Annotated in this window: 17 protein-coding genes, 2 tRNA genes and 1 pseudogene; 8 read left to right on the top strand and 12 right to left on the bottom strand. The window is 74.8% G+C overall.

Annotated features, from left to right (window positions below):
• The first annotated feature begins 5 nt into the window (after positions 1–5).
• Together Sdagh_RS20750 and Sdagh_RS20755 are read left to right on the top strand one after the other, a co-directional pair.
• A complete protein-coding gene (locus Sdagh_RS20750; protein WP_504967635.1) occupies positions 6–2,483 on the top strand; it encodes an MFS transporter in 2,478 nt (825 codons plus the stop codon).
• A 108-nt stretch (positions 2,484–2,591) separates the two neighbouring features.
• Positions 2,592–3,416, top strand: a complete 825-nt coding sequence (locus tag Sdagh_RS20755; protein ID WP_189417059.1) for a YceI family protein — start codon at positions 2,592–2,594, stop codon at positions 3,414–3,416.
• A 15-nt stretch (positions 3,417–3,431) separates the two neighbouring features.
• Here Sdagh_RS20755 and Sdagh_RS20760 read toward each other — a convergent pair whose 3' ends face one another.
• Entirely contained in the window at positions 3,432–4,121 is a 690-nt protein-coding gene (locus Sdagh_RS20760) for a GAF and ANTAR domain-containing protein (RefSeq protein ID WP_189417056.1), read from the bottom strand.
• 73 nt (positions 4,122–4,194) lie between these two features.
• The gene (locus Sdagh_RS20765; protein WP_189417053.1) at positions 4,195–4,938 is read right to left on the bottom strand and encodes a GAF and ANTAR domain-containing protein; all 744 of its coding nucleotides are present in this window, start codon (positions 4,936–4,938) and stop codon (positions 4,195–4,197) included.
• Positions 4,939–5,160: 222 nt separating this feature from the next.
• Here Sdagh_RS20765 and Sdagh_RS20770 point away from each other — a divergent pair, with 222 nt between their 5' ends.
• Both Sdagh_RS20770 and Sdagh_RS20775 read left to right on the top strand, forming a co-directional pair.
• On the top strand, positions 5,161–5,532 hold the full coding sequence (locus Sdagh_RS20770) for an STAS domain-containing protein (protein ID WP_189417241.1): 372 nt from the start codon (positions 5,161–5,163) through the stop codon (positions 5,530–5,532).
• Between the two features lie 9 nt (positions 5,533–5,541).
• On the top strand, positions 5,542–6,012 hold the full coding sequence (locus tag Sdagh_RS20775; protein WP_189417051.1) for a PPOX class F420-dependent oxidoreductase: 471 nt from the start codon (positions 5,542–5,544) through the stop codon (positions 6,010–6,012).
• 221 nt (positions 6,013–6,233) lie between these two features.
• On the opposite strand, the pseudogene Sdagh_RS20780 reads toward Sdagh_RS20775, so the two are convergent.
• The 6 genes and pseudogenes from Sdagh_RS20780 to Sdagh_RS20805 all read right to left on the bottom strand — a co-directional run.
• Positions 6,234–6,689, bottom strand: a pseudogene (locus tag Sdagh_RS20780) (TetR/AcrR family transcriptional regulator); the annotation flags it as partial.
• 13 nt (positions 6,690–6,702) lie between these two features.
• Positions 6,703–8,835, bottom strand: coding sequence for an ArnT family glycosyltransferase (locus Sdagh_RS20785; RefSeq protein ID WP_190076896.1), 2,133 nt, complete (start codon positions 8,833–8,835; stop codon positions 6,703–6,705).
• A complete protein-coding gene (locus Sdagh_RS20790) occupies positions 8,832–10,367 on the bottom strand; it encodes a bifunctional glycosyltransferase family 2/GtrA family protein (RefSeq protein ID WP_190076897.1) in 1,536 nt (511 codons plus the stop codon). The genes Sdagh_RS20785 and Sdagh_RS20790 overlap by 4 nt, the downstream gene beginning before the upstream one ends.
• Before the next feature lie 14 nt (positions 10,368–10,381).
• Positions 10,382–12,052 carry a sensor histidine kinase gene (locus Sdagh_RS20795; protein WP_189417039.1) on the bottom strand — a complete coding sequence of 557 codons (1,671 nt, stop codon included), beginning with the start codon at positions 12,050–12,052 and terminating at the stop codon, positions 10,382–10,384.
• The gene (locus tag Sdagh_RS20800) at positions 12,049–12,789 is read right to left on the bottom strand and encodes a response regulator transcription factor (protein ID WP_189417038.1); all 741 of its coding nucleotides are present in this window, start codon (positions 12,787–12,789) and stop codon (positions 12,049–12,051) included. The genes Sdagh_RS20795 and Sdagh_RS20800 overlap by 4 nt, the downstream gene beginning before the upstream one ends.
• 143 nt (positions 12,790–12,932) lie before the next feature.
• A complete protein-coding gene (locus tag Sdagh_RS20805; RefSeq protein ID WP_190076898.1) occupies positions 12,933–13,829 on the bottom strand; it encodes a DUF2797 domain-containing protein in 897 nt (298 codons plus the stop codon).
• Between the two features lie 370 nt (positions 13,830–14,199).
• On the opposite strand from Sdagh_RS20805, the gene Sdagh_RS20810 reads away from it, so the two are divergent.
• Positions 14,200–15,000 carry an aminotransferase class IV family protein gene (locus Sdagh_RS20810; RefSeq protein WP_226535484.1) on the top strand — a complete coding sequence of 267 codons (801 nt, stop codon included), beginning with the start codon at positions 14,200–14,202 and terminating at the stop codon, positions 14,998–15,000.
• Positions 15,001–15,037: 37 nt separating this feature from the next.
• Here the strand turns inward: Sdagh_RS20810 and Sdagh_RS20815 are convergent, their stop codons facing one another.
• The 3 genes from Sdagh_RS20815 to Sdagh_RS20825 form a co-directional block, all read right to left on the bottom strand.
• Positions 15,038–15,685 carry a maltokinase N-terminal cap-like domain-containing protein gene (locus Sdagh_RS20815; RefSeq protein ID WP_189417036.1) on the bottom strand — a complete coding sequence of 216 codons (648 nt, stop codon included), beginning with the start codon at positions 15,683–15,685 and terminating at the stop codon, positions 15,038–15,040.
• Between the two features lie 73 nt (positions 15,686–15,758).
• Positions 15,759–15,831 (bottom strand) — tRNA-Arg (locus Sdagh_RS20820).
• A gap of 197 nt (positions 15,832–16,028) precedes the next feature.
• Positions 16,029–16,119 (bottom strand) — tRNA-Ser (locus Sdagh_RS20825).
• A 170-nt stretch (positions 16,120–16,289) separates the two neighbouring features.
• Here Sdagh_RS20825 and Sdagh_RS20830 point away from each other — a divergent pair.
• Positions 16,290–16,775 carry an SSI family serine proteinase inhibitor gene (locus Sdagh_RS20830; RefSeq protein ID WP_189417034.1) on the top strand — a complete coding sequence of 162 codons (486 nt, stop codon included), beginning with the start codon at positions 16,290–16,292 and terminating at the stop codon, positions 16,773–16,775.
• 235 nt (positions 16,776–17,010) lie between these two features.
• Positions 17,011–21,642, top strand: coding sequence for a PAS domain-containing protein (locus Sdagh_RS20835; protein WP_190076899.1), 4,632 nt, complete (start codon positions 17,011–17,013; stop codon positions 21,640–21,642).
• A gap of 10 nt (positions 21,643–21,652) precedes the next feature.
• Here the strand turns inward: Sdagh_RS20835 and Sdagh_RS20840 are convergent, their stop codons facing one another.
• Positions 21,653–22,240 carry a TetR/AcrR family transcriptional regulator gene (locus tag Sdagh_RS20840; RefSeq protein ID WP_189417032.1) on the bottom strand — a complete coding sequence of 196 codons (588 nt, stop codon included), beginning with the start codon at positions 22,238–22,240 and terminating at the stop codon, positions 21,653–21,655.
• A 139-nt stretch (positions 22,241–22,379) separates the two neighbouring features.
• Here Sdagh_RS20840 and Sdagh_RS20845 point away from each other — a divergent pair, with 139 nt between their 5' ends.
• Positions 22,380–23,639, top strand: coding sequence for an MFS transporter (locus Sdagh_RS20845; protein WP_190076900.1), 1,260 nt, complete (start codon positions 22,380–22,382; stop codon positions 23,637–23,639).
• The last annotated feature ends 183 nt before the right edge of the window (positions 23,640–23,822 follow it).

A 23,822-nucleotide genomic window follows, 5' to 3' on the forward strand; every position in this document is an offset into this window, starting at 1 on the left:
CTCCGATGACGCACCGGCAGATCATGGAGGCGCTGTCCGGGCTGCTGCTCGGCATGTTCGCCGCCATCCTGTCCTCGACCATCGTCACCAACGCCCTGCCCGAGATCATCGGGGACCTGGGCGGTGGCCAGAGTGCCTACACCTGGGTCGTCACGGCCTCGCTGCTGGCGATGACCGCCTCCACCCCCCTGTGGGGCAAGCTCGCGGACCTCTTCAGCAAGAAGGCCCTGGTCCAGATAGCCCTGATCGTCTACGTCGTCGGATCGGTCGTCGCGGGTCTCGCGCAGAACCCGGCGATGCTGATCAGCGCGCGGGTCATCCAGGGTCTGGGCGCCGGCGGTCTGTCCGCCCTGGCCCAGATCATCATGGCCGCGATGATCTCCCCGCGTGAGCGCGGCCGGTACTCCGGCTACCTCGGCGCGACCTTCGCCGTCGCCACCGTCGGCGGCCCGCTGCTCGGCGGCGTCATCACCGACACCAGCTGGCTCGGCTGGCGCTGGTGCCTCTACGTCGGCGTGCCCTTCGCGGTCATCGCGCTGATCGTGCTCCAGAAGACGCTGCACCTGCCGGTGGTCAAGCGCACGGTCAAGGTCGACTGGGCCGGTGCCTTCTTCATCAGCGCCGCCGTCTGCCTGCTGCTCCTCTGGGTCACCTTCGCCGACGACAAGTACGACTGGATGTCGTGGCAGACCGGTGTCATGGTCGGCGGCTCGGTCCTCCTCGCGCTGATCTTCTGCTTCGTCGAGACCAAGGCCAGCGAGCCGATCATCCCGCTGCGCCTGTTCAAGAACCGCACCATCTCGCTGGCGTCGCTGGCCTCGCTGTTCGTCGGTATCGCGATGTTCGCGGGCACCGTCTACTTCAGCCAGTACTTCCAGCTCGCCCGGGACAAGTCCCCGACCATGTCGGGCGTCATGACCATCCCGATGATCGGCGGCCTGTTCGTCTCCTCCACGGTCTCCGGCCTGATCATCACCCGGACCGGCAAGTGGAAGGCGTGGCTGGTCTCCGGCGGCGTCCTGCTGACCGCCGGGCTCGGCCTGCTGAGCACCATGCGGTACGACACCCCGTACTGGCGGATCGCGATCTTCATGGCGCTGATGGGTCTGGGCGTCGGCATGATGATGCAGAACCTCGTGCTCTGCACGCAGAACCAGGTGGCCCCGAGCGACCTGGGCGCCGCGTCCTCCACCGTGACCTTCTTCCGGTCCCTCGGCGGTGCGGTCGGCGTCTCCGTGCTCGGCTCGATCATGTCCACCCGGATCAGCCACTACGCCTCCGACACCATCGGGCAGCTCAGCCCGCAGGAGCAGGCGGCGGCGGCCAAGGCCTCCGGCGGCGGCTCGATCCCGGACATGGACCTGCTGCCCCCGGGCATCCGCGAGTGGCTGGAGAGCGCCTACGGGCACGGCATCGCCGACATCTTCCTGATCGTCGCGCCGATCGCGTTCCTCGGTCTGCTGGTGACGCTGTTCATCAAGGAGGTCCCGCTGCGCACCACGGGCGCCCTGGCCCAGGCCGCCGAGGCCACCGGCCGGACCACCGCCCCGGTCGCCCCGGCCGCCGCCGAGGCCACCACGTCGGCTGCCGCCCCGGCCGCCGAGCAGGTCCCGGCCGGTGTGGCCGCCTCCGTCGCCGAGCCGGGCCCGGACGGGACCCAGCGGCTCGCCGCGGTCGCCACGGCGGCCGGCGGCTCCGGTGCCGCCCCGGCCCCCGTCTCCGGCGGCGTCCCGGTCCGCGGTCACGTCCGCGGCGCCGAGAGCGCGCCCGTGGCGCAGGCCGCGGTGACGCTGATCTCGCTCGGCGGACGGCAGCTCGGCCGCTCGGTCGCGCAGGCCGACGGCTCCTACGCGGTGGACGCGCCGGGCGCCGGATCGTACGTCCTGATCGCCTCCGCCGACGGTTACCAGCCGCAGGCGTCGACGATCGTCGTCAACGACGAACCGGTCGCCTACGACGTGCTGCTCAGCGGCACCAGCGGCCTGACCGGCCTGGTGCGGGCCGCGGCGAACGGCGAGCCCGTCAAGGACGCGATGGTCATCGTGACCGACGTCCGCGGCGACCTGCTCGCCACCGCGTCCACCGGCGAGGACGGCGACTTCACCCTCGCCGAACTGGTGCCGGGCACGGTGACCGTGGCGGTCAACGCCGCCGGGTTCCGGCCGCGCGCGCTGCCCGTCGAGGTCGGCGGCACCGGGGTCACCCGGGTCGAGGTCGACCTGGAGGCCGGCGCCCGCGTGCAGGGCACCGTCAAGGCGCCGCACGGCCCGCTGGCCGACGCCCGCGTGACGCTGGTCGACGCGGCCGGCAACGTGGTCGGCACCGCCACCACCGGGTCGGACGGGGCGTACGCCTTCACCGACCTGGACAGCGGCGAGTACACCGTCATCGCGACGGGCTACCCGCCGGTGGCCACCTCCCTGACCCTGAGCGGCCAGGGCGCGGACGGCCACGACATCGAGCTCGCCCACCCCGGCGAGTAGCGAGGCCCCGGCCCGTGGTGGCGCGCGCGCTCTGAGCGGAGGCGCGCTCGCCGCCACGGGCCGGTTCTTCTGTGACCACTTTCTGAGCCTTTGCAGGGAGAAAACGGGATGGGACTGACCGCGAAGATCCGAACGCGGGACGGATGGGCCGTGTCGCACGCGGTCGTCACGGTGACCGACATGACCGGCACTCAGGTGCTGCGCGCCGAGGCGGACGCCGAGGGGGCCGTGCGGGACACCACGGAACTGCAGCCGGGGGCCTACACCGTGATCGTCACGGCGGTCGGGTACGCGCCGGCCGCGTCCAGCGCGATCGTCACCGCCAGCGGACGGGCCGAGGTCGGCACGGTGACGCTGGCCCGGCAGGGCGGCACCGAGCTGCCGCCGCCGGGGCCCTGGACCATCGACCCGGCGCACTCCAGCGTCGCCGCGGTCGCCCAGCACCTGGGCATCTCCAGCGTGCACGGCCGGTTCACGGACTTCGCCGGGACCGTCGAGATCGCGCCGGACGACGTCACCAAGTCACGGGTGGAGGCCGTCATCAGGGCCGCGTCCATCGACACCGGCAACGGCATGCGCGACACCCACCTGAAGTCCGCGGACTTCCTGGACGTCGAGCGGTTCCCGGACATCACCTTCCGGTCCACCGGCGTCACCGAGGCCGGACGGGACCGCTGGACCGTGCACGGCGAGCTGACCCTGCACGGCGTGGTCCGGCCCGTCGACCTGGACTTGTCCTACCTGGGCACCGGCGCCGACCCGTGGGGCGGCACCCGGGCGGCGTTCAAGGCCACCACCGAGCTGCGGCGCGAGGACTTCGCCATGAACTACAACCAGGTCCTCCAGGCCGGCATCGCCGCCATCGGCACCACGCTCCGGGTGGAGCTGGACATCCAGACGGTGCAGGGCGACTCGCTGCCGCCGGCCGCCTGAGCCCCCCGGCGGGTCTCAGCCGCCCGGCCGGCTCACCTGGTCGACCAGGTCCTGGCACAGGTCCCGCAGCTTGACGTTGCGGTTCTGGGAGACCCGGCGCAGCCGGTCCAGCGCGACCTGGGCCTCCACCCGCTCCCGCGCCATCAGGATGCCGATCGCCTGGTCGATCACGCTCCGGGACAGCAGGGCGGTGCGCACATCGGCCGCCGAGGACCGCTGCCGCTCGATGCGCAGCGCCGCGTCGACGGCGCCGACGGTCCGCGCCGCGAAGGCGCGGGCCGTCTCGCGATGCCGGGCCAGCGAGTGCGGCAGGAGCCCGTAGAGGTTCAGGGCGGCGCCCGTCTCGCCCTCCAGGAGGAGCGGCAGCGCCAGCACACAGCGGACGCCGGTGGCCAGGGCGTACTCCGTGTACGCCGGCCAGCGGGTCTCGGTGGCCAGATCGGGGACGTACCGCGGGCTCCCCGTCTCCGCCGCGTCCACACAGGGACCCGAGCCGTTCTCGTACTGCCGCAGGTCGAGGCCGGCGGGCAGGCCCCGGCTGCCCGCCAGGGTGAGGAGGCGGTCGGCCCGGCGCACGGTGATGCTGCACGCGACCGCGCCGGGCACCTCCCGCACCGCGCGGTCGGTGAGATCGCGCAGCAGGGTGTCGAGGCCCTGGCTGCGCACCATGGCGTGGTCGAGCGTGTCGGGCGTCTCGGCGGTCATGACCGTACGGATATCCCGTCGCCGCCCGTTAACGCCTCGGGTGCCCGGCGGCACCCGCGCCGGCCCTCGGGGATCAGCGCTCGGCCGGGCGTCCGCCGGGGGCCTCGTGGGCGTCGACGATGCGGCGGGCGAGGTCGCGGAGTTTCACGTTCTCCCGCTGCGACGCCTTCACCAGGCTCTCGAACGCGCCGGCCGCGTCGATCTCCATGCGTTCCATGAGGATGCCGGTGGCCTGGCCGATCAGGTCCCGGGTGCGCATGGCCTCGGTGAGCTGCTCGCGTTCGGTCGCCGTGTCCAGGGCCAGGCTGACGTGCTGGGTGAACAGCCGCCCGACGCGGGTGGCGTCCTCGTCGAAGACGCGGGGGCGGCGGGCGTAGGTCGTCAGGACGGTGAGGCTGCGCCGGTCGGCCCGCAGCCGCAGCGACAGCACCGAGCGCAGCCCCGAGTCGGACAGCGCCGTGCCGGGGGCCTCCGCGAGGCTGTCCTCCAGCCGGGCCACGGGCGCCGTCCAGAGGCGGTCCCACAGCGGGTGCGGTTCCCGGCCGCCGGCGCGGGACTCGGCGGTGCGGACGGTCTCGTCGGTCCACGCGAGCGTGCGGCGCTGGCTGCCGCGCTCCACCACCGAGATGCCCGCCTGCTCGGCGCCGGGCACCAGGGACACCGCCAGTTGCACCGCGGTGCGCAGGGTGCCGTTCGGGGTGACCGTCTCGTGCAATTGCCGAGCCGCCGCGGTCAGGACCTCGGCCAGCTCGTAACCAGCCGGAAAACGCGGCACATCGGTAAATTCGGACGCAGTCACCACGAACCTCTTCGGCATGCACGGCCGTACGGCCGTGCGCAGGAGAGCTCCGCAGCACATTCCCGACTGCGAGCACAGGACGGACAGCACTCTAGCTGCTCGGTTGCCTGCCGGTGACGCCCGGTTGACCGTCCGGCCGGCCGCCTTCCGCGCCCGGCGGGCGGCATGGTGGAATGAGCGTCGGTCAGGAAGCGGCCGCCCCCCCTGTGAAGCCGGACGAACGTCTGTCAGGTGAGTGACGTGACCTTCCTCCCCCCACCCGGCGCACCGTGCGAGCCGCCCGGTTGCGCCGTGCTCCGACTGCCTCCGGAGATCGACTACTGCAACGCGATGGGGCTGCTGCCGCTGATCCTCGCCGCGGCCACCCCCCGCGGTGAGTCGCTGCGGCTCCTCGTACTGGATCTGACCGGGACGGTCTTCATGGACTCCCAGGGCGTCCGCCTCATCGACGAGGTGCGCCACCGGCTGCCCCGCCGGGTCCGGCTCCGCCTGGTGGCCATCCCGGACGAGGTGCCCAGCCGGGTCCTGGAACTGACCGGCCTGCGCCGGGACGTGCCGGTCCACGACAACCTCGCCGAGGCGTTGGGCGCCGTCGACGGCATGGCGGCCTAGGCTGGCGGCATGGCACCGAACATCGCTACGAACACCCGTGTCTCGCTGGACGGGTTGCTCGACTTCGTCCGCCCCCGTCACCGCGCGCTGCTGCTGACCCGGCGGGCCGACGGCAGCCCCCAGGCGTCGCCGCTGACCTGCGGTGTCGACGACTCGGGACGGATCGTGGTCTCCACGTACCCGGAGCGGGCCAAGACCCGCAACGCGCGCCGCGACCCGCGGGTGAGCGTGGTCGTGCTCAGCGACGAGTGGAACGGCCCCTGGGTGCAGATCGACGGCACGGCCGAGGTCATCGACGCGCCGGACTCCGTGGAGCCGCTCGTGGAGTACTTCCGGAACATCTCCGGTGAGCACCCGGACTGGGACGAGTACCGGGCGGCCATGGTGAAGCAGGGCAAGTCGATCATCCGGGTGACGCCGGAGCGGTGGGGTCCGGTGGCGACGGGGGGCTTCCCGGCGCGGCTGGCCGAGGAGGGCTGACGCGTCCGCCCTCCGGAGCGGCGTGTCCATCTCTCGGGGTCCCGTGTCCGTCCCCCGGAGTCGCGCGTCCGTCCCCCGGAGTCGCGCGTCCGGCAGCCCGGTTTCCCGTCCGGCCGCGCTCCCGGGCGGGCCGTCGCCTCGATGCCGCTGACCAGCAGGTCCAGGGCGTACTCGACGTCCTGCTCCGGCAGGCGGGGCGCCGCGCCGAGCCCCCGCAGGAAGCGGAGGACGCTCACGGCGGCGCCGGGGCGGCGGCACGCGGGCAGGCCGGCCCGGGCGACGGTGTCCCGCACCCGCTCCGCGAAGGCCGCCGCGTGCGGACCCGGGGCCGGGTCGGTGCCGGCCGGCCGGGCCGCCCAGGGGTGCCGGTCCAGGAGGGCCAGGTACTCCCGGGCCAGGGCGCGCAGCCGGTCGCGCCAGTCCCCGCCGGCGCCGGGCGCGGGCGGGGCCGGTTCGGCGTGGACGGCGTCCAGGGCGAGCGCCAGGAGGTCGTCCTTGGTGTCGACGTACCAGTAGACGGACGTCGCGGTGACGTCCGGTTCCGCGGCGAGGCGGCGCATGGAGAGGCCGGGCAGGCCCTCGGCGTCCAGGAGCCGGACCGCGGCGCGGACGATCCGTTCCCGGTCGAGGCCGGGCGTTCGCCCGCCGCGCCGCCGGCCACCGCCCGTCCTCGTCATCCTCCGCCTCCCGTCAGCCGGCCGGCCGGGTCAGGTCGTAGAAGGTGGCCGAACCGGCGGTGACCTTCGTGAAGTTGGCCTCGACCCAGGACGTGATCCGCGCCGACGTACCGCTGTCGGAGCCGCCGCCCATGCCGCCGGTGCCGCCGCCGGAGACGAAGTAGTGGATCTTTCCTTCCGCCACGTACTTCTTGAACTGGGCCGGCGTCGGCGCGGGGTCGGTGCCGTTGAAGCCGCCGATGGCCATCACCGGGGCGCCGGTGGCGAGCTGGTAGCTCGCGGCGTTCTGCGCGCCGATCGCGGCCGCGGCCCAGGTGTAGTCGTCGGCGTCGGCCGCCAGGAGCTTCTCGGCCTCGGCGTCGACCTCGGCGCCGTCGAGGAGGCCGCCCATGCCGCCGCCCGCGCCGCCGGGGCCGCCGGACTCGCCGCCGCCCCGCGGGCTCTGGCCGGTGCCGGTGCCGTTCCGGCCCGGGAGGCCGCCGCCGGGGAGGCCGCCGGTGCCGCCGGGCGCGTTGCCGCCGGGGCCGTTCCCCTGGTTCCGGCCCGGCACGCCGCCGCCCTGACCGCCGCCGGGGCCGCCCGTCATGCTCGTGCCGGACGGGCCGGCCGTGACGATCGAGCCGGTGTGGCCCTCGGCCAGGGTGCTGAGCGTGTACGCCGTCGGACCGGCCAGCGCGGCGGCCAGGCCGAGCGCCGCCGTCGCGAACGTGAGCCGCCGGGTCAGCCGTCCGGTGAAGACCAGGCCGAGGGCGGCGACCAGGCCGCCGACCAGGACCAGCCACTTCAGCCAGGGCAGGTAGTCGGGCGTGCGGTTGAGGAGGACGTATCCCCAGGCCGCGGTCGCCGTGCAGGCGGCGGCGAGGACCAGCGCGGCCCACGGCTCGCGGCGCCTGCCCCACAAGGCCGCGGCACCGATGCCGACGACGGCGGCCAGATAGGGGGCGAGGGCGACGGTGTAGTACTGGTGGAAGATGCCGGCCATGTAGCTGAAGACGGCCATCGTCATGACCAGCGAGCCGCCCCAGGCGAGCAGCGTGGCACGGGCCGCGTCGGTACGGGCCGCCCGCCGGGTGAGGACCAGGGCGCCGGCCAGCAGGATCAGGGCCGCCGGGAGCAGCCAGGAGATCTGGCCCCCGATCTCGGAGTCGAACATCCGGTCCCAGCCGGTCTCGCCCCACTGCCCGGTGCCGCCCCCGCCGCCCCCGCCGCCGACGCTGCCGGTCTCCTCGCCGTTGAGCCGGCCGAGGCCGTTGTAGCCGAAGGTCAGCTCCAGGAAGCTGTTGTTCTGCGAGCCGCCGATGTACGGCCGTGACGACGCCGGCCACAGCTCGACGACCGCCACCCACCAGCCGCCGGCGACGACCATCGCGACGGCCGCGAGGCCCAGCTGCGCGAACCGCCTGCGCACCCGCACCGGCGCGCAGACCGCGTACACCACGGCCAGCGGCGGCAGGATCAGGAACGCCTGAAGGGTCTTGGCGAGGAAGGCGAAGCCGACGGCCGCCCCGGCCCAGACGAGCCACTTGGTCCGGCCGTCCTCCAGTGCCCGGGTGGTGAAGCAGACGGTGAGCGCCATCAGCAGCGCCAGCATCGCGTCCGGGTTGTCGAAGCGGAACATCAGCGCCGCGACGGGCGTCAGCGCCAGCACGGCACCCGCGAGCAGACCGGCCGGCGCCCCGAACCGGCGGCGCACGCCGGCGTGCACGACGGCGACCGTGCCGACGCCCATGAGCACCTGCGGGGTCAGGATCGCCCAGGAGTTCAGCCCGAAGATCCGCACCGACAGCTCCATCGGCCACAGGAACGCCGAGGGCTTGTCCACGGTGATGGCGTTGGCCGCGTCCAGCGAGCCGAAGAAGAACGCCTTCCAGGACCGGCTGCCCGCCTGTACGGCGGCGGAGTAGAAGGAGTTGGCGTAGCCGGAGGCGCTCAGGTTCCAGAGGTAGAGCAGCGCGGTGACGAGGAGCAGGGCGAGGAGGGCCGGGCGCGCCCAGCGGGGGTCCTCGGGACGGCCGCGCCACAGTCTTCGGAGGAGGGGCCGGTCCCCGGCGGCCGGTCCGGCCGGGGGCGGGGTCGGGGGCGGGCCCCAGGTGGCCGGGGCGTCGGCACCGGCCGTGTCCGGCGTCCGGTCGTGGTGCGTGGTCATCGCGGGTCCCTCGGGTCGGGGTCGGCCGGGCGCGCCGGCTGGAGGCGCATCGTCGCGTCCCGGTGGGTCTCGTACGGGACGGCGCCGCGCCGGGGCAGCGGTGGGTGGCCGTACGGGTCCGGGTCGGAGGGCTTCGAGCCGTAGGGGTTCGCGTCGTACGGGTTCGCGTCGTACGGGCCCGGCCTGGGGGTGGCCGCCACGGTCGACGGCTCGGGGGCCTTGGGGAGGTCCTTGAGCCGGAGATCCTCGTGGCGGAGGTCCTCGTGCCGGAGGTCCTCGTGGCGGAGGTCCTCGTGGCGGTCCGGGAAGACCCACGCCCGGAAGAGCAGGAACCGCAGCACCGTGGCGGCGAGGTTGGCGGCGATGAGCACCGCCAGTTCGGTGGAGTGCGCCGCGCCGTCCGTGGCCGCGTTCAGCGCGGCGAGCGATCCGCTGGTGAGGACCAGGCCGATGCCGAAGACGACCAGCCCCTGCGCCTGGTGCCGTACGGCCCCGCCCCGGCCGCGTACCCCGAAGGTGAGCCTCCGGTTGGCGGCGGTGTTGGCGACCGCCGAGACCAGCAGGGCAAGGGCGTTGGCGAACTGCGACCCGGCGAAGGTCCGGAAGCCGCTGTAGAGCAGCAGGTAGAAGAGGGTGGACAGGGCGCCGACGACGCAGAACCCGACGAGCTGCCGGGTCAGCCCGCGCGGCACGTCCGTGATGTCCCGGTCACGCGGGTCGTCCCCGAACGGCCGGGCCAGCCGGTCCAGCGGCAGCGAACCGGTGGCCAGCGCCCTGCTGACCCGCCAGACGCCCTTGAGGTCGTCGGTCGCCGTCCTGACGATGTGCACGGTGGAGTCGGGGTCGTCCACCCAGTCGACGGGGACCTCGTGGATGCGCAGCCCCGCGCGCTCGGCGAGCACCAGCAGCTCGGTGTCGAAGAACCAGCCGGTGTCCTCCACCAGCGGCAGCAGCACCTGGGCGACGTCCCGGCGGATGGCCTTGAACCCGCACTGGGCGTCGGAGAAGCGGGCCTGGAGCGAGCCGCGCAGGATGAGGTTGTAGGTGCGGGAGATGAACTCCCGCTTGGCGCCGCGCACGACCCGGCTGCTGCGGCTGAGCCGGGAGCCGATCGCCAGGTCGGAGTGGCCGGAGATCAGCGGGGCGACCAGCGGCAGCAGCGCGTTGAGGTCGGTGGACAGGTCGACGTCCATGTAGGCGAGGACCGGCGCGTCGGACGCCGCCCAGACGGTCCTGAGGGCCCGGCCCCGGCCCTTCTGTTCCAGCCGGAAGGACCGCACCTCGGCCAGCTCCGCCGCCAGCCCCGCCGCCACCCGCGGGGTGGTGTCCGTGGACGCGTTGTCCGCGATCGTGATGCGGAAGGCGTACGGGAAGGTGCGCGCGAGGTGCTCGTGCAGTCGGCGCACACACGGCTGGAGGTCCTTCTCCTCGTTGTAGACGGGGATCACTACGTCCAGGACAGGCGTGCCGGCCCCCGCGGCCGGGAGGTGCTCCCGCGCCGGAAGGGTGCCCGGAGAAGAGTCGGTTCGCATGGCACCGACTTTTCTCAACCGCGCTGTCGCCCCTGTGTGGTGGCGCTGTGCTGCACCTGTGAGTGCGATGCCCGGTTTGTCCATGGGTCGGGCGGTGCGGGCTCCGGCGCGGACGGAGCGGAGAGCGCGGGCAGGTACACGGTGAACACCGTGCGTCCCGGCACGCTGTCCACGGTCACCGCGCCGCCGTGCGCGGTCGACACGGCCTGCACGATGGCGAGGCCGAGACCGGTCGAGCCGGTGGCCCGGGACCGGGCGGAGTCGCCGCGCGCGAACCGTTCGAAGACGTGCGGGAGCAGACCGGCCGGGATGCCCTGCCCGTTGTCCTCGACGTCCAGGCAGAGCCAGGGACCCCGCCGGCGCACCCGGGCGGTGACCGTCGTACCGGGCGGGGTGTGGTTGCGGGCGTTGCCGAGCAGGTTGACCAGCACCTGCTGGAGCCGGGCGGCGTCGGCGGAGACCAGCGCCGGTTCGTCGGGCAGGTCAAGGCGCCAGACGTGGTCCATGCCGGCCGCGCGGGCGTCACTGACGGTGTCCACGACGAGGGGGACGAGGTCGGTCCGCCCGAATTGCAACGGCCGCCCCGCGTCCAGCCGGGCGAGCAGCAGCAGGTCCTCCACGAGCAGGGTCATCCGGCCGGCCTCGGACTCGATGCGGCCGAGCGCGTGCCGGGTGTCGGGGCCGACCTGTTCTCGTCCTCTGCGGGTGAGTTCGGCGTATCCGCGGATGGAGGCGAGCGGGGTACGCAGCTCATGGCTGGCGTCCGCGACGAACTGCCGGACCCGGGTCTCGCTCTCCTGCCGGGCGTGCAGCGCGCCGTGCACGTGGTCGAGCATGCGGTTGAGCGCGGCGCCGACCCGGCCGACCTCGCTGTGCGGGTCGCACTCGGACTCCGGGACCCGTTCGTCGAGGTTGACCTCGCCGGTGTGCAGGGGGAGTTCGGAGACGCGGGTGGCGGTGGCGGCGACCTTGCGCAGGGGGCGGGTGGCGACACCGACGATGACCAGTCCGGCGAGGGAGGCGGCGATCAGGCCGGCCGCGGTGACGCTCACCTCGACGATGATCAGGGTGTTGATGGTGTTGTCGACGCCGGCGGTCGGGACGGCGACGTAGTAGGCGCCGCTGGGGCCCGACTTGTAGGTGACGCGGTAGTCACCGAGGCCGGGGACCTCGACGGTGTGCTTGTCGCCGTCCCGGGGGACGGAGGCGAGCGCGGCGGTCTGCCCGGCGTCCAGCGACGTGCCGTCCAGGGAGAGGTCCTCGTCGGACTTCTTGCCGTACGCGGCCTCCGTGACCTCGCCGTCGACGACCTTCGCGGCGATGGTGCCGCCCGGCTGGGGGCCGTGCGAGACGAAGTCGGCGACGTCGGTCGGCTCGACCGGCTTCTGGTCACCGCCGGCGCCCCCGACGCCGCCGGTGGCCTTTCCGGCGTTCGCGCCCGCGTCCTTCGGTCCGCCGCCCGGCATCGAGAAGTCGCCCGAGGCGCGCATGGCGACCTCGCCGAGCTGCCCGTCCAACTGCTCGTACAGATGCGACCGCAGCGCCAGCGTGGTCACGCTGCCGATCACCGCGCACACGACCGCGATCAGCGCCACCGACGCGACGACGAGCCGCGTCCGCAGGGTGCGCGGGCGCGGCGGGCGCGGGCGCGGTCGCCGGCGCGATCGCGGTCGCCGGCCCGTCATGACGCCGCGGGCTTGATCAGGTAACCGGCGCCGCGCCGCGTGTGGATCATCGGCTCCCGCCCGGCGTCGATCTTGCGCCGCAGATACGAGATGTACAGCTCGACCACGTTGGCCTGGCCGCCGAAGTCGTAGGACCACACCCGGTCGAGGATCTGCGCCTTGCTGAGCACCCGCCGGGGGTTGCGCATGAGGAACCGGAGCAGTTCGAACTCGGTCGCGGTGAGGTGGATGTTGTCCCCGCCCCGCGTCACCTCGTGGCTGTCCTCGTCGAGGGTGAGGTCACCGACGACCAGGACGGAGTCCGACCGCCGGTCGGCCGCGCCGGAGCGGCGGATCAGCCCGCGCAGCCGCGCGACGACCTCCTCCAGGCTGAACGGCTTGGTGACGTAGTCGTCGCCGCCGGCCGTCAGCCCGGCGATACGGTCCTCGACCGCGTCCTTGGCGGTCAGGAACAGCACCGGCACGTCGGGCAGCTCGCGGCGCAGCCGGCCGAGCACGCTGAGGCCGTCCATGTCCGGCAGCATCATGTCCAGCACCACGGCGTCGGGGCGGAACTCGCGGGCGGTCTGGATCGCGCCCTGCCCGTCCCCGGCGCTGCGGATCTGCCAGCCCTCGTACCGCAGGGCCATGGACAGCAGTTCGGTGATCGACAGCTCGTCGTCCACCACCAGGACTCGGACGGGGCTCCCGTCCGGCCTCAGCAGTTCGGTGCGCCCCTGGGGCGAGGTCGTGGTCATGCTGGACACCCTGTCGGGGTCCTCTGAGAACACGCTTTCCCCGACCTGTGATTTCTCTGAGAAACCCACAGGCACCTCTCAGGAACCCGGCCACGCCGCCACACGGGGCGTCCGCGCCGGAACGGCCCGGCCCGGCCCTCCGGTCAGAACAGCCCTTCCTGCCGCCCCTCGTCCACCGCCGCCCGCAACGCCCGCACCGGCACGTCGACCCGGCCGCCGCCGGCACCGGCCGGCACCAGTCCCCACCCCGTCATCAGCCGGGTGTCCAGGACGACGACCCCCCGTCCCGTCGCCAGATGCAGGTCCGGCCCGGCCGCCGCCACCAGCTCACCCTCGACCACCCCTCCTCCGGCCAGCTCGGTCACCTCCGCGACGGCGGTCCCCCCGCCCGCCTCCCCCAGCCCGAACGCCCGGACGTGGTCCACGGCCCGGAACGGCTCCGGCGTCAGCGCCTCCGGCCAGCCGCCCAGCGCCACCGCCCGGCCGTGCAACTCCGCGATCTCCGCCGCGCGCTCCGCCTCCGTGCCCGGCAGCACCGCCCGCACCGCGCGCTTGCGGGCGTACGGAATCCGGTCGGGCACGCCGAGCGCGGCGCGCAGCAGCTCCTCGGTGCGCCGCGCGGCCATCAGCGGTCCGCCGCCCAGCCAGCTGAAGCAGACCGCCCCCTGCTCCAGCAGCCGGGCCGGCCCGCGCTCCAGCGCCGTGATCCCGACCTTCACCAGCCCCGGTCCGAACCAGGCCAGGTACACCCGGTAGGGCCGGGGATCGTCCGCGATCGTGTCGGCGGCCACGGAGTGCGCCCGGTCCAGCCGCGCGCACTCCTCGCACCGGGCCCCCGTGCTCCGCCCCGGCACGGCCGCCCCCAGCGGGCACGCGTACCCCCGTGCTCCCACGCATGCCCGTCCACCCCCGTCCCCGTCCGCGACCCCGAAGGCCACGCGTTTCCCCCAGGTCAGCGCCGTGCGCCGCCCGCCGTCCCAGACCAGCTCGGGCCCCCGCGCCGTCCACCGGAGCCCCGAGCACCGCCACATCCGTGCCATCTCTGCCGAGAGTAGGGGGCACCACTGACAACGCCCCCGGCCTCGGCGTTTCCTCCCCGCAGCCTCAGCGCCGGCCCCCTTGGACGGCTCGGGCGAGCCCAGCCTCACCTGTCTCCCCTGCATCCCGCCCCGGCACCCGCCGCCGCGCCCCGGCCCGCGTCCAGGAGGTCCGCGAGCCCCACCGCGTCCCGTCCGCGTACGCTGCTCGACGACTGCTCGGCGAGTGCTCGGCCGCCGAAGTGGCCGTCCTCCACGACTGGCCGTCCCGCGCGAGCGCCCTGACGACGGACCGTCCGGGGACCCGCCGCCGCATCGCCGCGCCTGCGGCGCGGCCACGGACGAGGGAGGGATCGTCATCGACCGGGTGGAAGTGAACGGTGTCGAGGCGGACGCCGAGGACCTGAGGCGGCTGGCGGGGGCCGGCTACGCGCACTTCACCTCGATGCAGGTGCGGAACGGCGCGGTCCGGGGTCTGGACCTGCACCTGAGGCGCCTGGACGAGAGCACGCGCGCGCTGTTCGGCACCGGACTGGACACCGAGCGGGTGCGGGCCTGTCTGCGGCACGCCCTCGAAGGAGGCCCGGCGGCGGCGTCGGTCCGGGTGACCGTCTTCGGCCGGAGCCCGGACGCCGTGCTGCGCGGCGAGGCCGTGGAGACGGATCTGGCGGTGGCGACGAGCGCCCCCGTCGAGGCGCGGTCCGCACCGGTACGCCTGCGGACGACGGTGTACGAGCGGGACCTGCCCCACGTCAAGCACACCGGGACGTTCGGCCTCCTCCACCACCGGCGGCAGGCGGTCCTCGCCGGGTACGACGACGCGCTGTTCACCGACCGGCACGGCCGGATCAGCGAGGCGTCGGTCTGGAACATCTGCTTCTACGACGGCGAGCGCTTCCTCTGGCCCGAGGCCGCCGTGCTCCCGGGCATCACGATGCGGCTGCTGCAACGGGGGATGGCGGCCGAGGGCGTCCCGTCCGAGCGGCGCCCCGTCCGGCTCGGCGACCTCACGACCGCTCCGCCCGGTGCCCCGGCCCTTTCCGCCTTCCTGACCAACTCCGTCTCACCGGCCGTCCCGGTCGCGGGCATCGACGGAACGGCCCTGACCGTCGACCCGGCGCGTACGGCCCTGCTGGTGGGCTGTTACGAGTCCAACCCGTGGCAGACCGTCTGAGGCGGCCCGCGCGCACAACCCCCCCGCGCACCCGCCGTCAGCCGTGCGAGCCGGCGCTCAGCACGGCGAACACTCCCCGCGCCGGAGTCCCGTCCGGGGTGCGCCACGCACCGGCGACATGACCGACCGCCTCCGTGGGCGCGTCCTCGGCGGGGCGCAGTACCCGGTGCAGGCGGAGCGTCAGGCCCTGCGGGGCGGGCAGCACGGTGCCCTCGGGGTCGTCGGCGGCGGAGCCGGTGAGGTCCGCGAGACCGTCGCCCGTGAAGGAGCGGGTGACCTCCCGGTCGGGGGTGTCGCTGGTGCTCTGGGCCTGGGCCTGCGCCCGGCCCTCGATCAGTGCCGTCAACCGGGCGGCCAGGACGGGGTCATGACAGCCGTCGTAGATCCAGCGCGTCCCCAGCACGCCGTGCTCCGCCGTGCCGATCAGGGCGTGCTCCGCCCCGGCGAGCGGGGCGCCCCGGTAGGTCAGGGGCGTCAGATAGGTGGCCGGCCCGGCGCCGGCGGTATCGGTGACGATCATGAACTCGATCCCGACCTCGCCCTCGGGATCGTCGAGCCGGAACCCGCCGGCCCTGGCCAGCTCCGGCTCTCCCGCGCCGCCCCGGTACCAGGGCCGGGTCGGCAGCCAGGTGGCGAGCAGCTCCAGCTTGGACGGCTTGAGAAAGGTGCGATGAATGACAGCCATGCCGAGCATTCTCCACCGGCACGACACGAACCAGGGGCCCTGCGGATCTCTCCGCAGGGCCCCTGGTCTGCTGTGCACTCGGCAGGATTCGAACCTGCAACCTTCTGATCCGTAGTCAGATGCTCTATCCGTTAAGCTACGAGTGCTTGTCTTGCTTTTGTTCTGTTGTCGTCCCCGCTTCCGTTCCTTCCGGCCCGTCGCGGCGACAGGAAGAACATTACATGACTGCCGCCGTCATGTGAAATCCGTTCCCCCCACCCCTTGTGACCTGCGGAAACGCACGGCGGGCGGTCAGGGGACGACGAAGCCCCGGCCGCTGGGGCCGGGGCTTCGTGTGGTGATGCGGAGGCGGAGGGATTTGAACCCTCGATGGGCTTTAAAACCCAAACCGCATTAGCAGTGCGGCGCCATAGACCGGACTAGGCGACGCCTCCAGACAACACACCCTCACGCGTGAGCGCGAGCGGTGCTTGCCGATGATGACACAGTCGAGCGCGGTGTCACCAATCGGCTCCCACGGTACTAGGCGGGCGGCCCGCAGGGCAAAGCCCTTCCGTCGGCCGGGTGGGCGCAACGTTCGGCGCGTTGACGCGTTGGTCAGGTCATGCTTCAGATCACCCGACTCCTCGGCGCCGCCGCCCTCTGCGCCGCCGCCGTCTCGTCCCTGTCCGCCGCGCCGACCGTCGCCGCCACGACCCCCGCGGTCCCCGCCGGTCACCTCGCCCCGCCCCCCGTCCGGGACGAGGACCGCCCCGATCACCTGACCGTCACCGTCCGCGACGCGGGCGGGGGCAAGGACGGGACGTACGAGCTGTACTGCCGGCCCGGCGGCGGCAGCCACCCCGATCCGGCCGGCGCCTGCGCCGCGGTCGACCGGAGCACGCGGGCCGGGCAGGACGTCTTCGGCCCGGTCCCCGAGGGCAGCGTCTGCACCTTCCAGTACGGCGGGCCGGCCACCGCGCACGTCACCGGGACCTGGGCCGGGCACCGCGTCGACGCCACGTACGACCGGCGCGACGGCTGCGGGATCGCCCGCTGGGACCGGCTGGTCCCGCTCCTGCCCGACCTGCGGGGTACCGCCACCGCGTAGCCGGTACAGGAGAGGGACAGGACGGGGAACGGTTCCGCGAAGGTCTCGCAAAGGTCCCGCGACGTCAGACCGTACGCACAGGCGTTCCCCGTCACTTCGTCGTGCGACCTCCCTCTCATCCGGCGCCCCCGGCACGACCCCAGCCCTTAGACTCCCTCGGGTGACATGCCCCGGGCCGGTTGGCAAGATGGCCCGGGCGGTCGGCAAGGTGCGGTAACAGGGAGGAAGGCGTCTCGTGAGCGGCAGGCCATCCCGGGGCGCTGCTCGCCTCGCAGCCATACTGGACGCGCTGCCGGACGCGTTGGTCCTGGTCAACGCCAATGGCACCGTCGTCAACGCGAACAGCATCGCGCTGGAGGCGTTCGAGGCCCCCGGCACCGCGCTCGTCGGTCGCGGGCTGCTCGATCTGCTGCCCGAGTTCGACTCCAAGCTCATCCCCGGCTCCATGCGCCGGCCGGACCACGTCGACCCCCGGGCGCGGACGAAGCCGACCCGGATGGTCGCGCGCCGCACCGACGGCTCCGAGTTCCCCGTCGAGGTGGCCAGCGCCAACCTCGACTCCGGCCAGCAGGCCTACGACGCCTACGGCTATCCCGGCGACGAACTGCTGATGCTCGTCGTCCGCGACCTGTCCGGCACCGTCGACACCGAGGCCGAACTGGCCCGTTCGCAGCGGCAGACCGAGATGATCCTGCGGGCCGCGTCCGAGGGCGTCGTCGGCACGGACACCGACGGACGGATCGTCCTCGTCAACCCGGCCGCCGCACAGACCCTCGGCTACCGCGCCAGCGACCTCGGCGGACGCGAGCTGCACACCCTCGTCCTGCACTCCCGCGCCGACGGCTCCCCCTTCCCGTACGACGAGTCGCCGCTCGCCGACACCCTGCGCTCCGGGCGCAAGCACCGGGTGCGCGGGCAGGTGGTCTTCACCAAGAGCGGCGACCCGCTGCCGGTCGACCTGACCACCGCGCCGGTCCGCGACGGCGACCAGCTGGTCGGCGCCGTGATGACCTTCACCGACCGGCGGCCCCTGGACGCGCTGGTGCGGGAGAAGGAGGAGGCGGACCGGCTCCACGCCGAGGAACTGGAGCGGCTCGCCGGGGAACACGCCGCCGAACTGACCGCGCTGCGCCGGCGGCACGCGGCCGAACTGGCCGAGCTGACCGAGCAGCACGCGGAGGAACTCGCCGCGCACGAGGAGCGGTACGCCGCCCTCGGCGAACGGGAGAAGGACCGGTACGAGGCCCTGTCGGGGCGGCACGAACAGCTGCTGACCCTGCTCGGCACCTCCCTGCGCGGCCCGCTGGAGGAGCTGCGGCGGGAGCTGGCCGCGCTGGCCTCGGACGACGCCGGGCAGCTGTGGCCCGAGGCCAACCAGGTCCTGCACCACCTGTCCGCGGGCTACTCCCGCATCACCACCCTCATCGACAACGTCCTCGGCTACCAGCGCCTCGACGCCGAGGCCGGCGAGGGCGGCGGGGTGACCCGTACGAAGGTCATGCTCGACGCGGTCGTCGCCGCCGGGGTCGACGGGGCCGTGGAACTGGTCGGGCCGGGCCGGGTGCAGTTCGCCGTGCACGCGCCGCCGATCGAGGCCGAGGTCGACGCCCGGCTGCTCGCCACCGCCCTCGCGCACCTGGTCGCCGACGTGGCCGGGGTCGACGCGACCGGCAACGCGCCCGTCTCGGCGGGCGGTTACATGGACAGCACCGTCGTGGTGGCCGCCGCCCAGCGCGGCGAGGTCGTACGGATCGAGGTGCGCGGACCGTACGCCGGGGGAGACCCGGTGCACCAGCCGATCGTCCGCGGGATCGTACGAGCCCACGGCGGCGTCCTCCAGACGCACGCGGTGCCGGGGATGAGCGGCAACGCCTATGTCCTCGAAGTGCCGATCGGGGGTGGGGCGGGGGCCGTCGCTCCCGTGCCCGCCCCCGCGGCCGTTCCGGTCGCCCAGGAGCCGGAGGGTCCGGTTCCCGGCGGGGACGAGGGCGAGCACGGTCCGGGCGGTGGCCGGCGGCGGGCGCGGCGCCCCTCGGTGGACGCGTTCCTGGAGAGCGAGGTCGCGGATGCGTCCGCGTCCGCTGACACGGCCGTCGGTACGGGCCCCGAGGCCGGCGTGCCGACCGGACGGCGCAGGCGCCGCGCGGCGTCCGCGGAGGCCGAGGCCGTCGCGGAAGCGGTGCCGGCGCCGATCCCCGCGCAGGCGACGGACGGGTCCGGCGGCACCGGGCGGCGGCGCGGGCGGCCCGCTGAGGACGCGGGCGGCGGCCCGGCGGCGCTGGAGGCGGTTCCGGGAGGTCCCGGGGTCTCCGAGGGTGCTGTCGTCACCGCGGCCGAGCACGCGGCGGGGGCCGCCGCCACGGGCAACGGCCTGGGCGGGACGGTTCCGCCGCAAGGGGTTCCGGTGTCGCCGCAGGGTGCGGCGGAGGCGTCCGGGCGGCGGGCCCGGCGGCCCGGCGGCGAACAGCACGCCCTGCCGCCGGCGCTGCCCGCGCAGGGCGGCGGGACGGCGGTGGCCGGGGCGGTGCCGCCGTCCGAGGCCGACCAGCCGACCGGGCGGCGGCGCCGCGCCCTCGCCTCCGCCGCCGAGCGCGCGGCAGCGCAGGACGCGGGACCGCGGCAGGTCTTCGCCCTGCCCCCGGCCGACGCGGACCGGCCGGCCGAGGCCGAGACCGCGGCCGTCCAGCCGGGGCAGGCGCCGGTGGCGGGCCCCGCCGGCCGGGCTACCGCCGCCGCGCCCCGGCCGCCGGTCGGCACGCCCCAGGCACCGGTCGGCATGCCCCAGGCACCGGTCGGCATGCCCCAGGCACCGGTCGGTGTGCCGCAGGCACCGGTCGGTGTGCCGCAGGCGCCGGTCGCGGGACCCCGGCCGCCGGCCGCCGCGCCTCAGATTCCCGGCCAGGCTTCGCCCGTTCCGCAGGCCGCCCCGGCTGCGCCGGGCGCCCCGGTCGCGCCGGTGGCCGCCCCCGCCGCGCCGGTTCCGCCGGCCGCCCCTCTTCCCGGCCCGGTTCCCCAGGTGCCCGGCGGCATGACCCCGCAGGTTCCCCAGGTGCCCGGCGGCCCGGCTCCGCGGGTTGCCCAGGTGTCCGGCGGCCCGGTCCCTCCGGTCGCCGGTCAGGACACGACTCCGGGGCAGGTCGCCGGGCAGGCGGCCGTACCCGCTCCGGGGGCTCCGGGCCGGAGCCCCGCACCGGTCCCGGGTCAGACCGCCGTACCGGTCCCCGGGCAGGTCCCCGGGCAACCGCCGATGCCGGTGCCGGTCCCCGGGCAGGTGCCCCCCGTGCCTTCCGCGCACCCCGGTTCCGACGACGCGGTGGCCGACGGGGGCCGGCACGACACCGTCCCGCAGGACCAGGCCGGCGACCACACCCCGCCGCAGCCGCACCCCACCAGCGCGCCCACGGGCCGCCGGCGCCGGGCGGTCGGAGCGCCGCCGGAGCCGGCCGAGGCCGGGGAGGCACCGGAGGGTGCCGTTCCCGTCGCCCCCGCCGCCCAGCCCTTGCCCCCACCGCGGCTCCAGCCCCAGACCCAGCTGCCGCCGCAGAGGCAGCCGCACGCCGCCCCGGCTCCGTGGCCCGCGCCCGGTGACACCTCGGGCGCCGGGGTGCCCGCGCCGGTGCCGCCGCGCGCCCAGGCCCCCGCTCCCGGCGCCGAGACCGCCTCCACCGCCGGGCGCGGTACGCCGCTGCCCCCGGAGAGCACCCCCCGCGCGGCGCAGCCACTGCCCGCGGAGGCCCCCCCTCCGGTGGACCCGGACTCCACCCAGGGGCGGTCGATCAGCGTGCGGACGCTGGGACAGGGCGTGCCGTTCGACCGGCAGGCCGCCCAGGTGCAGCAGCCGACGGCGACCCCCGCCCCGCACCACCCGAACGGCTCCGGACGCCGCCGCAAGCTCGGTACGCCGCCCGACCCCGCCGCCGGCCGTCCGCACCCGTCGGGTGAGCAGCCGGCCGCGCCGCAGGGCCAGGTCCAGCCGCCCCGGCTCGCGCAGCCGACCGAGGGCACGGGACGGTCGTACGCCATAGGCGCGCCGGACCGGAACGCCGCCGAGGGACCCGAGCCGCTGGACGGGCCCGGCGGGGCCGTGGAGGTGGCCGATCCGCCGCGTCCGCAGCCGATGGACGACGAACTGCCGCCGGAGCCGCTGGACAACCCGCGCCGGCTGCTGGTGTGGCCCGCGCCGGACGTCAGTACGCAGCAGGCGCTGAGCGACCGGGGCTACCGGCCGGTCGTCGTGCACTCGCGCGAGGAGGTCGACGCGCAGATCGCGGCGTTCCCCGCGGCGCTGTTCGTGGACCCGCTGACCGGGCCGATCACCCGCACGGCGCTCCAGTCGCTGCGGCAGGCGGCGGTGGCGGCCGAGGTGCCGGTGATGGTCACGGCCGGGCTGGGGCAGGCGTCGCGCGACGCGGCGTACGGCGCCGATCCCGCCGTCCTGCTGAAGGCGCTGGCGCCGCGCGACAGCGAGCAGCATCCGCCGCGGGTGCTGCTGATCGAGGAGCACGCGGAGATCGCGCTGGCGCTGACGGCGACGCTGGAACGGCGCGGGATGCAGGTGGCGCGGGCCGCGAGCGACGCGGACGCGGTGGCGCTGGCCGGGCAGTTCCGGCCGAACCTGGTCGTGATGGACCTGATGCGGGTGGGGCGGCGGCAGCCGGGCGCCGGGACCGCCGGCATCGTCGACTGGCTGCGGGCGAATGGACAGCTCAACCGCACCCCGCTCGTCGTCTACACGGCCGCCGTCGACCAGGCCGACCTGCCGCGGCTGGCCTCCGGCGAGACGGTGCTGTTCCTGGCGGAGCGGTCCACCAGCGGTGAGGTTCAGGCCCGGATCGTGGAGCTGCTCGCCCGGATCGGGACCAACTGACGGCCTCGGCTCAGCGGCCCTCGACGGCGATGATCCTGCGCGCCGCCTCCTTGATGGAGGCGCGCAGGCGGGCGGCGTCGGGGGTCTCACCGCCGACCAGTATGCGTTTCATCTGGGGGACGACCATCGCCCAGTTGGTCATCGCGACCAGCAGGAAGAGCAGGTCGGGGGCGGGGATCGCGTCGGTGATCACGCCGCGCCGCTGGCCGTCCCGCAGGGCCGCGACCTTCCGGGCGTAGTGCTCCTGGCGTTCGGCCTCGTGGGGAAGTTCGGCGGCGCCGTACTCCAGGCCCTCCCAGAAGAGCAGGCGCAGCAGCTCGGGGTGGGCGGCGTGGTAGTCCATCAGGCGGTCGATCCAGCCCTCGACGTCGTCGGGGTCGACGGGGACCGAGATGGCCAGGTCGACCATCTTGCTCTCCAGGACGGTCGCGAACAGCTCCGTCTTGTTGCCGTAGTAGGCGTAGATGAGCTGCTTGTTGGCCTTGGCCTCGGCCGCGATGCGGTCGATGCGGGCGCCCGCGACACCGTGGGCGGCGAACTCGGCCACGGCCGCCTCGAAGATCCGGGCCTTGGTCGCCTCGGGGTCCCTTGCTGCCATGGGTCCAGGGTAGCCGGGAGCGGTAACCAACTGTTTGGTTGAAAGTTTCCGTCCCCAGGGGAATGCGGCGGAAGGACCGGTGGTTGTAGCCAACCAACCAGTTAGTTGCAACTGTGTGCGTGAAGGAGTCGTCCCGCCCATGTCCTCACCAGCACCGGCCACCGGGGTCCCCGCCGCCGCGACGGCCACGGACCGGCACACGCGCCCGGTCCGCCCGGCCCGCTCGTTCCGCTCCCGCCTGTTCCTCCCCCTGATAGCCGTCTGCACCGCCGTCACGGCCGCCAACATCTACCTCGCCGCCCCGCTGCTCCCCCTCATCGCCCGTGACTTCGGCTCCACCCCCTCGGCCGTGGCCTGGCTCGCCTCGGTCGCGCAGTTCGGCTACGCGGCCGGCCTGCTCTTCTTCGCCCCGCTCGGGGACCGGGTGAACCGGCGCCGGCTGGTCGCCGTCCTCACGCTGGCCGCCGCCGCGGCCCTGGTCGCCGGGGCGGCGACGGGCGGGACGTACGCCCTCGCGGGCGCGGTGCTGGTGGCCTCGGCCGCCACCGTCGTACCGCAGCTCCTCGTTCCACTGGTCGCCGAACGCGCCCCCGCCCACCAGCGGGGCCGGCACGTCGCCGCCGTCATCGCGGGCCTGTTCACCGGGATCGTGGCGGCCCGGGTGCTCGGTGCCCTGGCCGGGCAGGCCTTCGGCTGGCGCTGGGTCTTCCTCGGCGCGGCCGGCCTGACCGCCCTGCTGGGCCTCGCGACCTCGGCCGCGCTGCCCCGGGAGACGCCGCGGCTCGGCGGCCCGCTGTTCGCCGGGCTCACCGCGCTGCCGGGGGTGGTGCGGCGCTCGCCCGAACTGTGGCGCGCGTGCGTGCGCCAGGCGGGCATGTACGGCGCCTGGAGCGCGATGTGGACCACGCTCGCGCTGCTGCTCACCGAGGAGGACGGCTACGGCATGACCACCGCCGCGGCCGGCCTGTTCGGTCTCTTCGGACTGGCGGCGAGCGTCACCGCGCCGCTCGCGGGCGGGCTGGTGGACCGGTTCGGCGCCGCCAAGGTCGTCCGGACGGCGTACGCGGGGGCCGCGGTGTCGGTGCCGCTGTTCTGGCTGGGCGGGCACGTCATGGCGGCGCTGTGCGCGGCGGCGGTCCTGGTGCACGCGGCCCTGGTCGCCTCGCACGTCGCCAACCAGACCCTCGCGCTGACCACCACCTCCGCCCCGGCCACCGCCAACACCGCCTACGTCGTCGCCGGCTTCGCGGGCGGCGCCGTGGCCTCGGCCGTCGCGGGGACCGCCTTCACCCACTGGGGCTGGGGCGGCGTGTGCGCGGTGGCCGGGGCCTGGCTGGCGCTGGGCTGGGGGAGCACGGCCGTGCGGGGCCGGGCGCCCCGGCGGGCCACAGGAGCGTGACCAACCCGGGCGTCCGGCGGATCGCAGGCGCGTGACCTACCGGGCTCACCGGCGGGTCACCGGCGGGTGCCCCTACTGGGCTTACCGGCGGGTCACCGGCGGGTGCCCCTACCGGGCTCACCGGCGGGTCACCGGCGGGTGCCCCTACCGGGCTCACCGGCGGGTCACAGGCACGCGCCCCTA

The sequence above is a fragment of the Streptomyces daghestanicus genome (genome assembly GCF_020521275.1).
Taxonomy (GTDB): domain Bacteria; phylum Actinomycetota; class Actinomycetes; order Streptomycetales; family Streptomycetaceae; genus Streptomyces; species Streptomyces griseoviridis.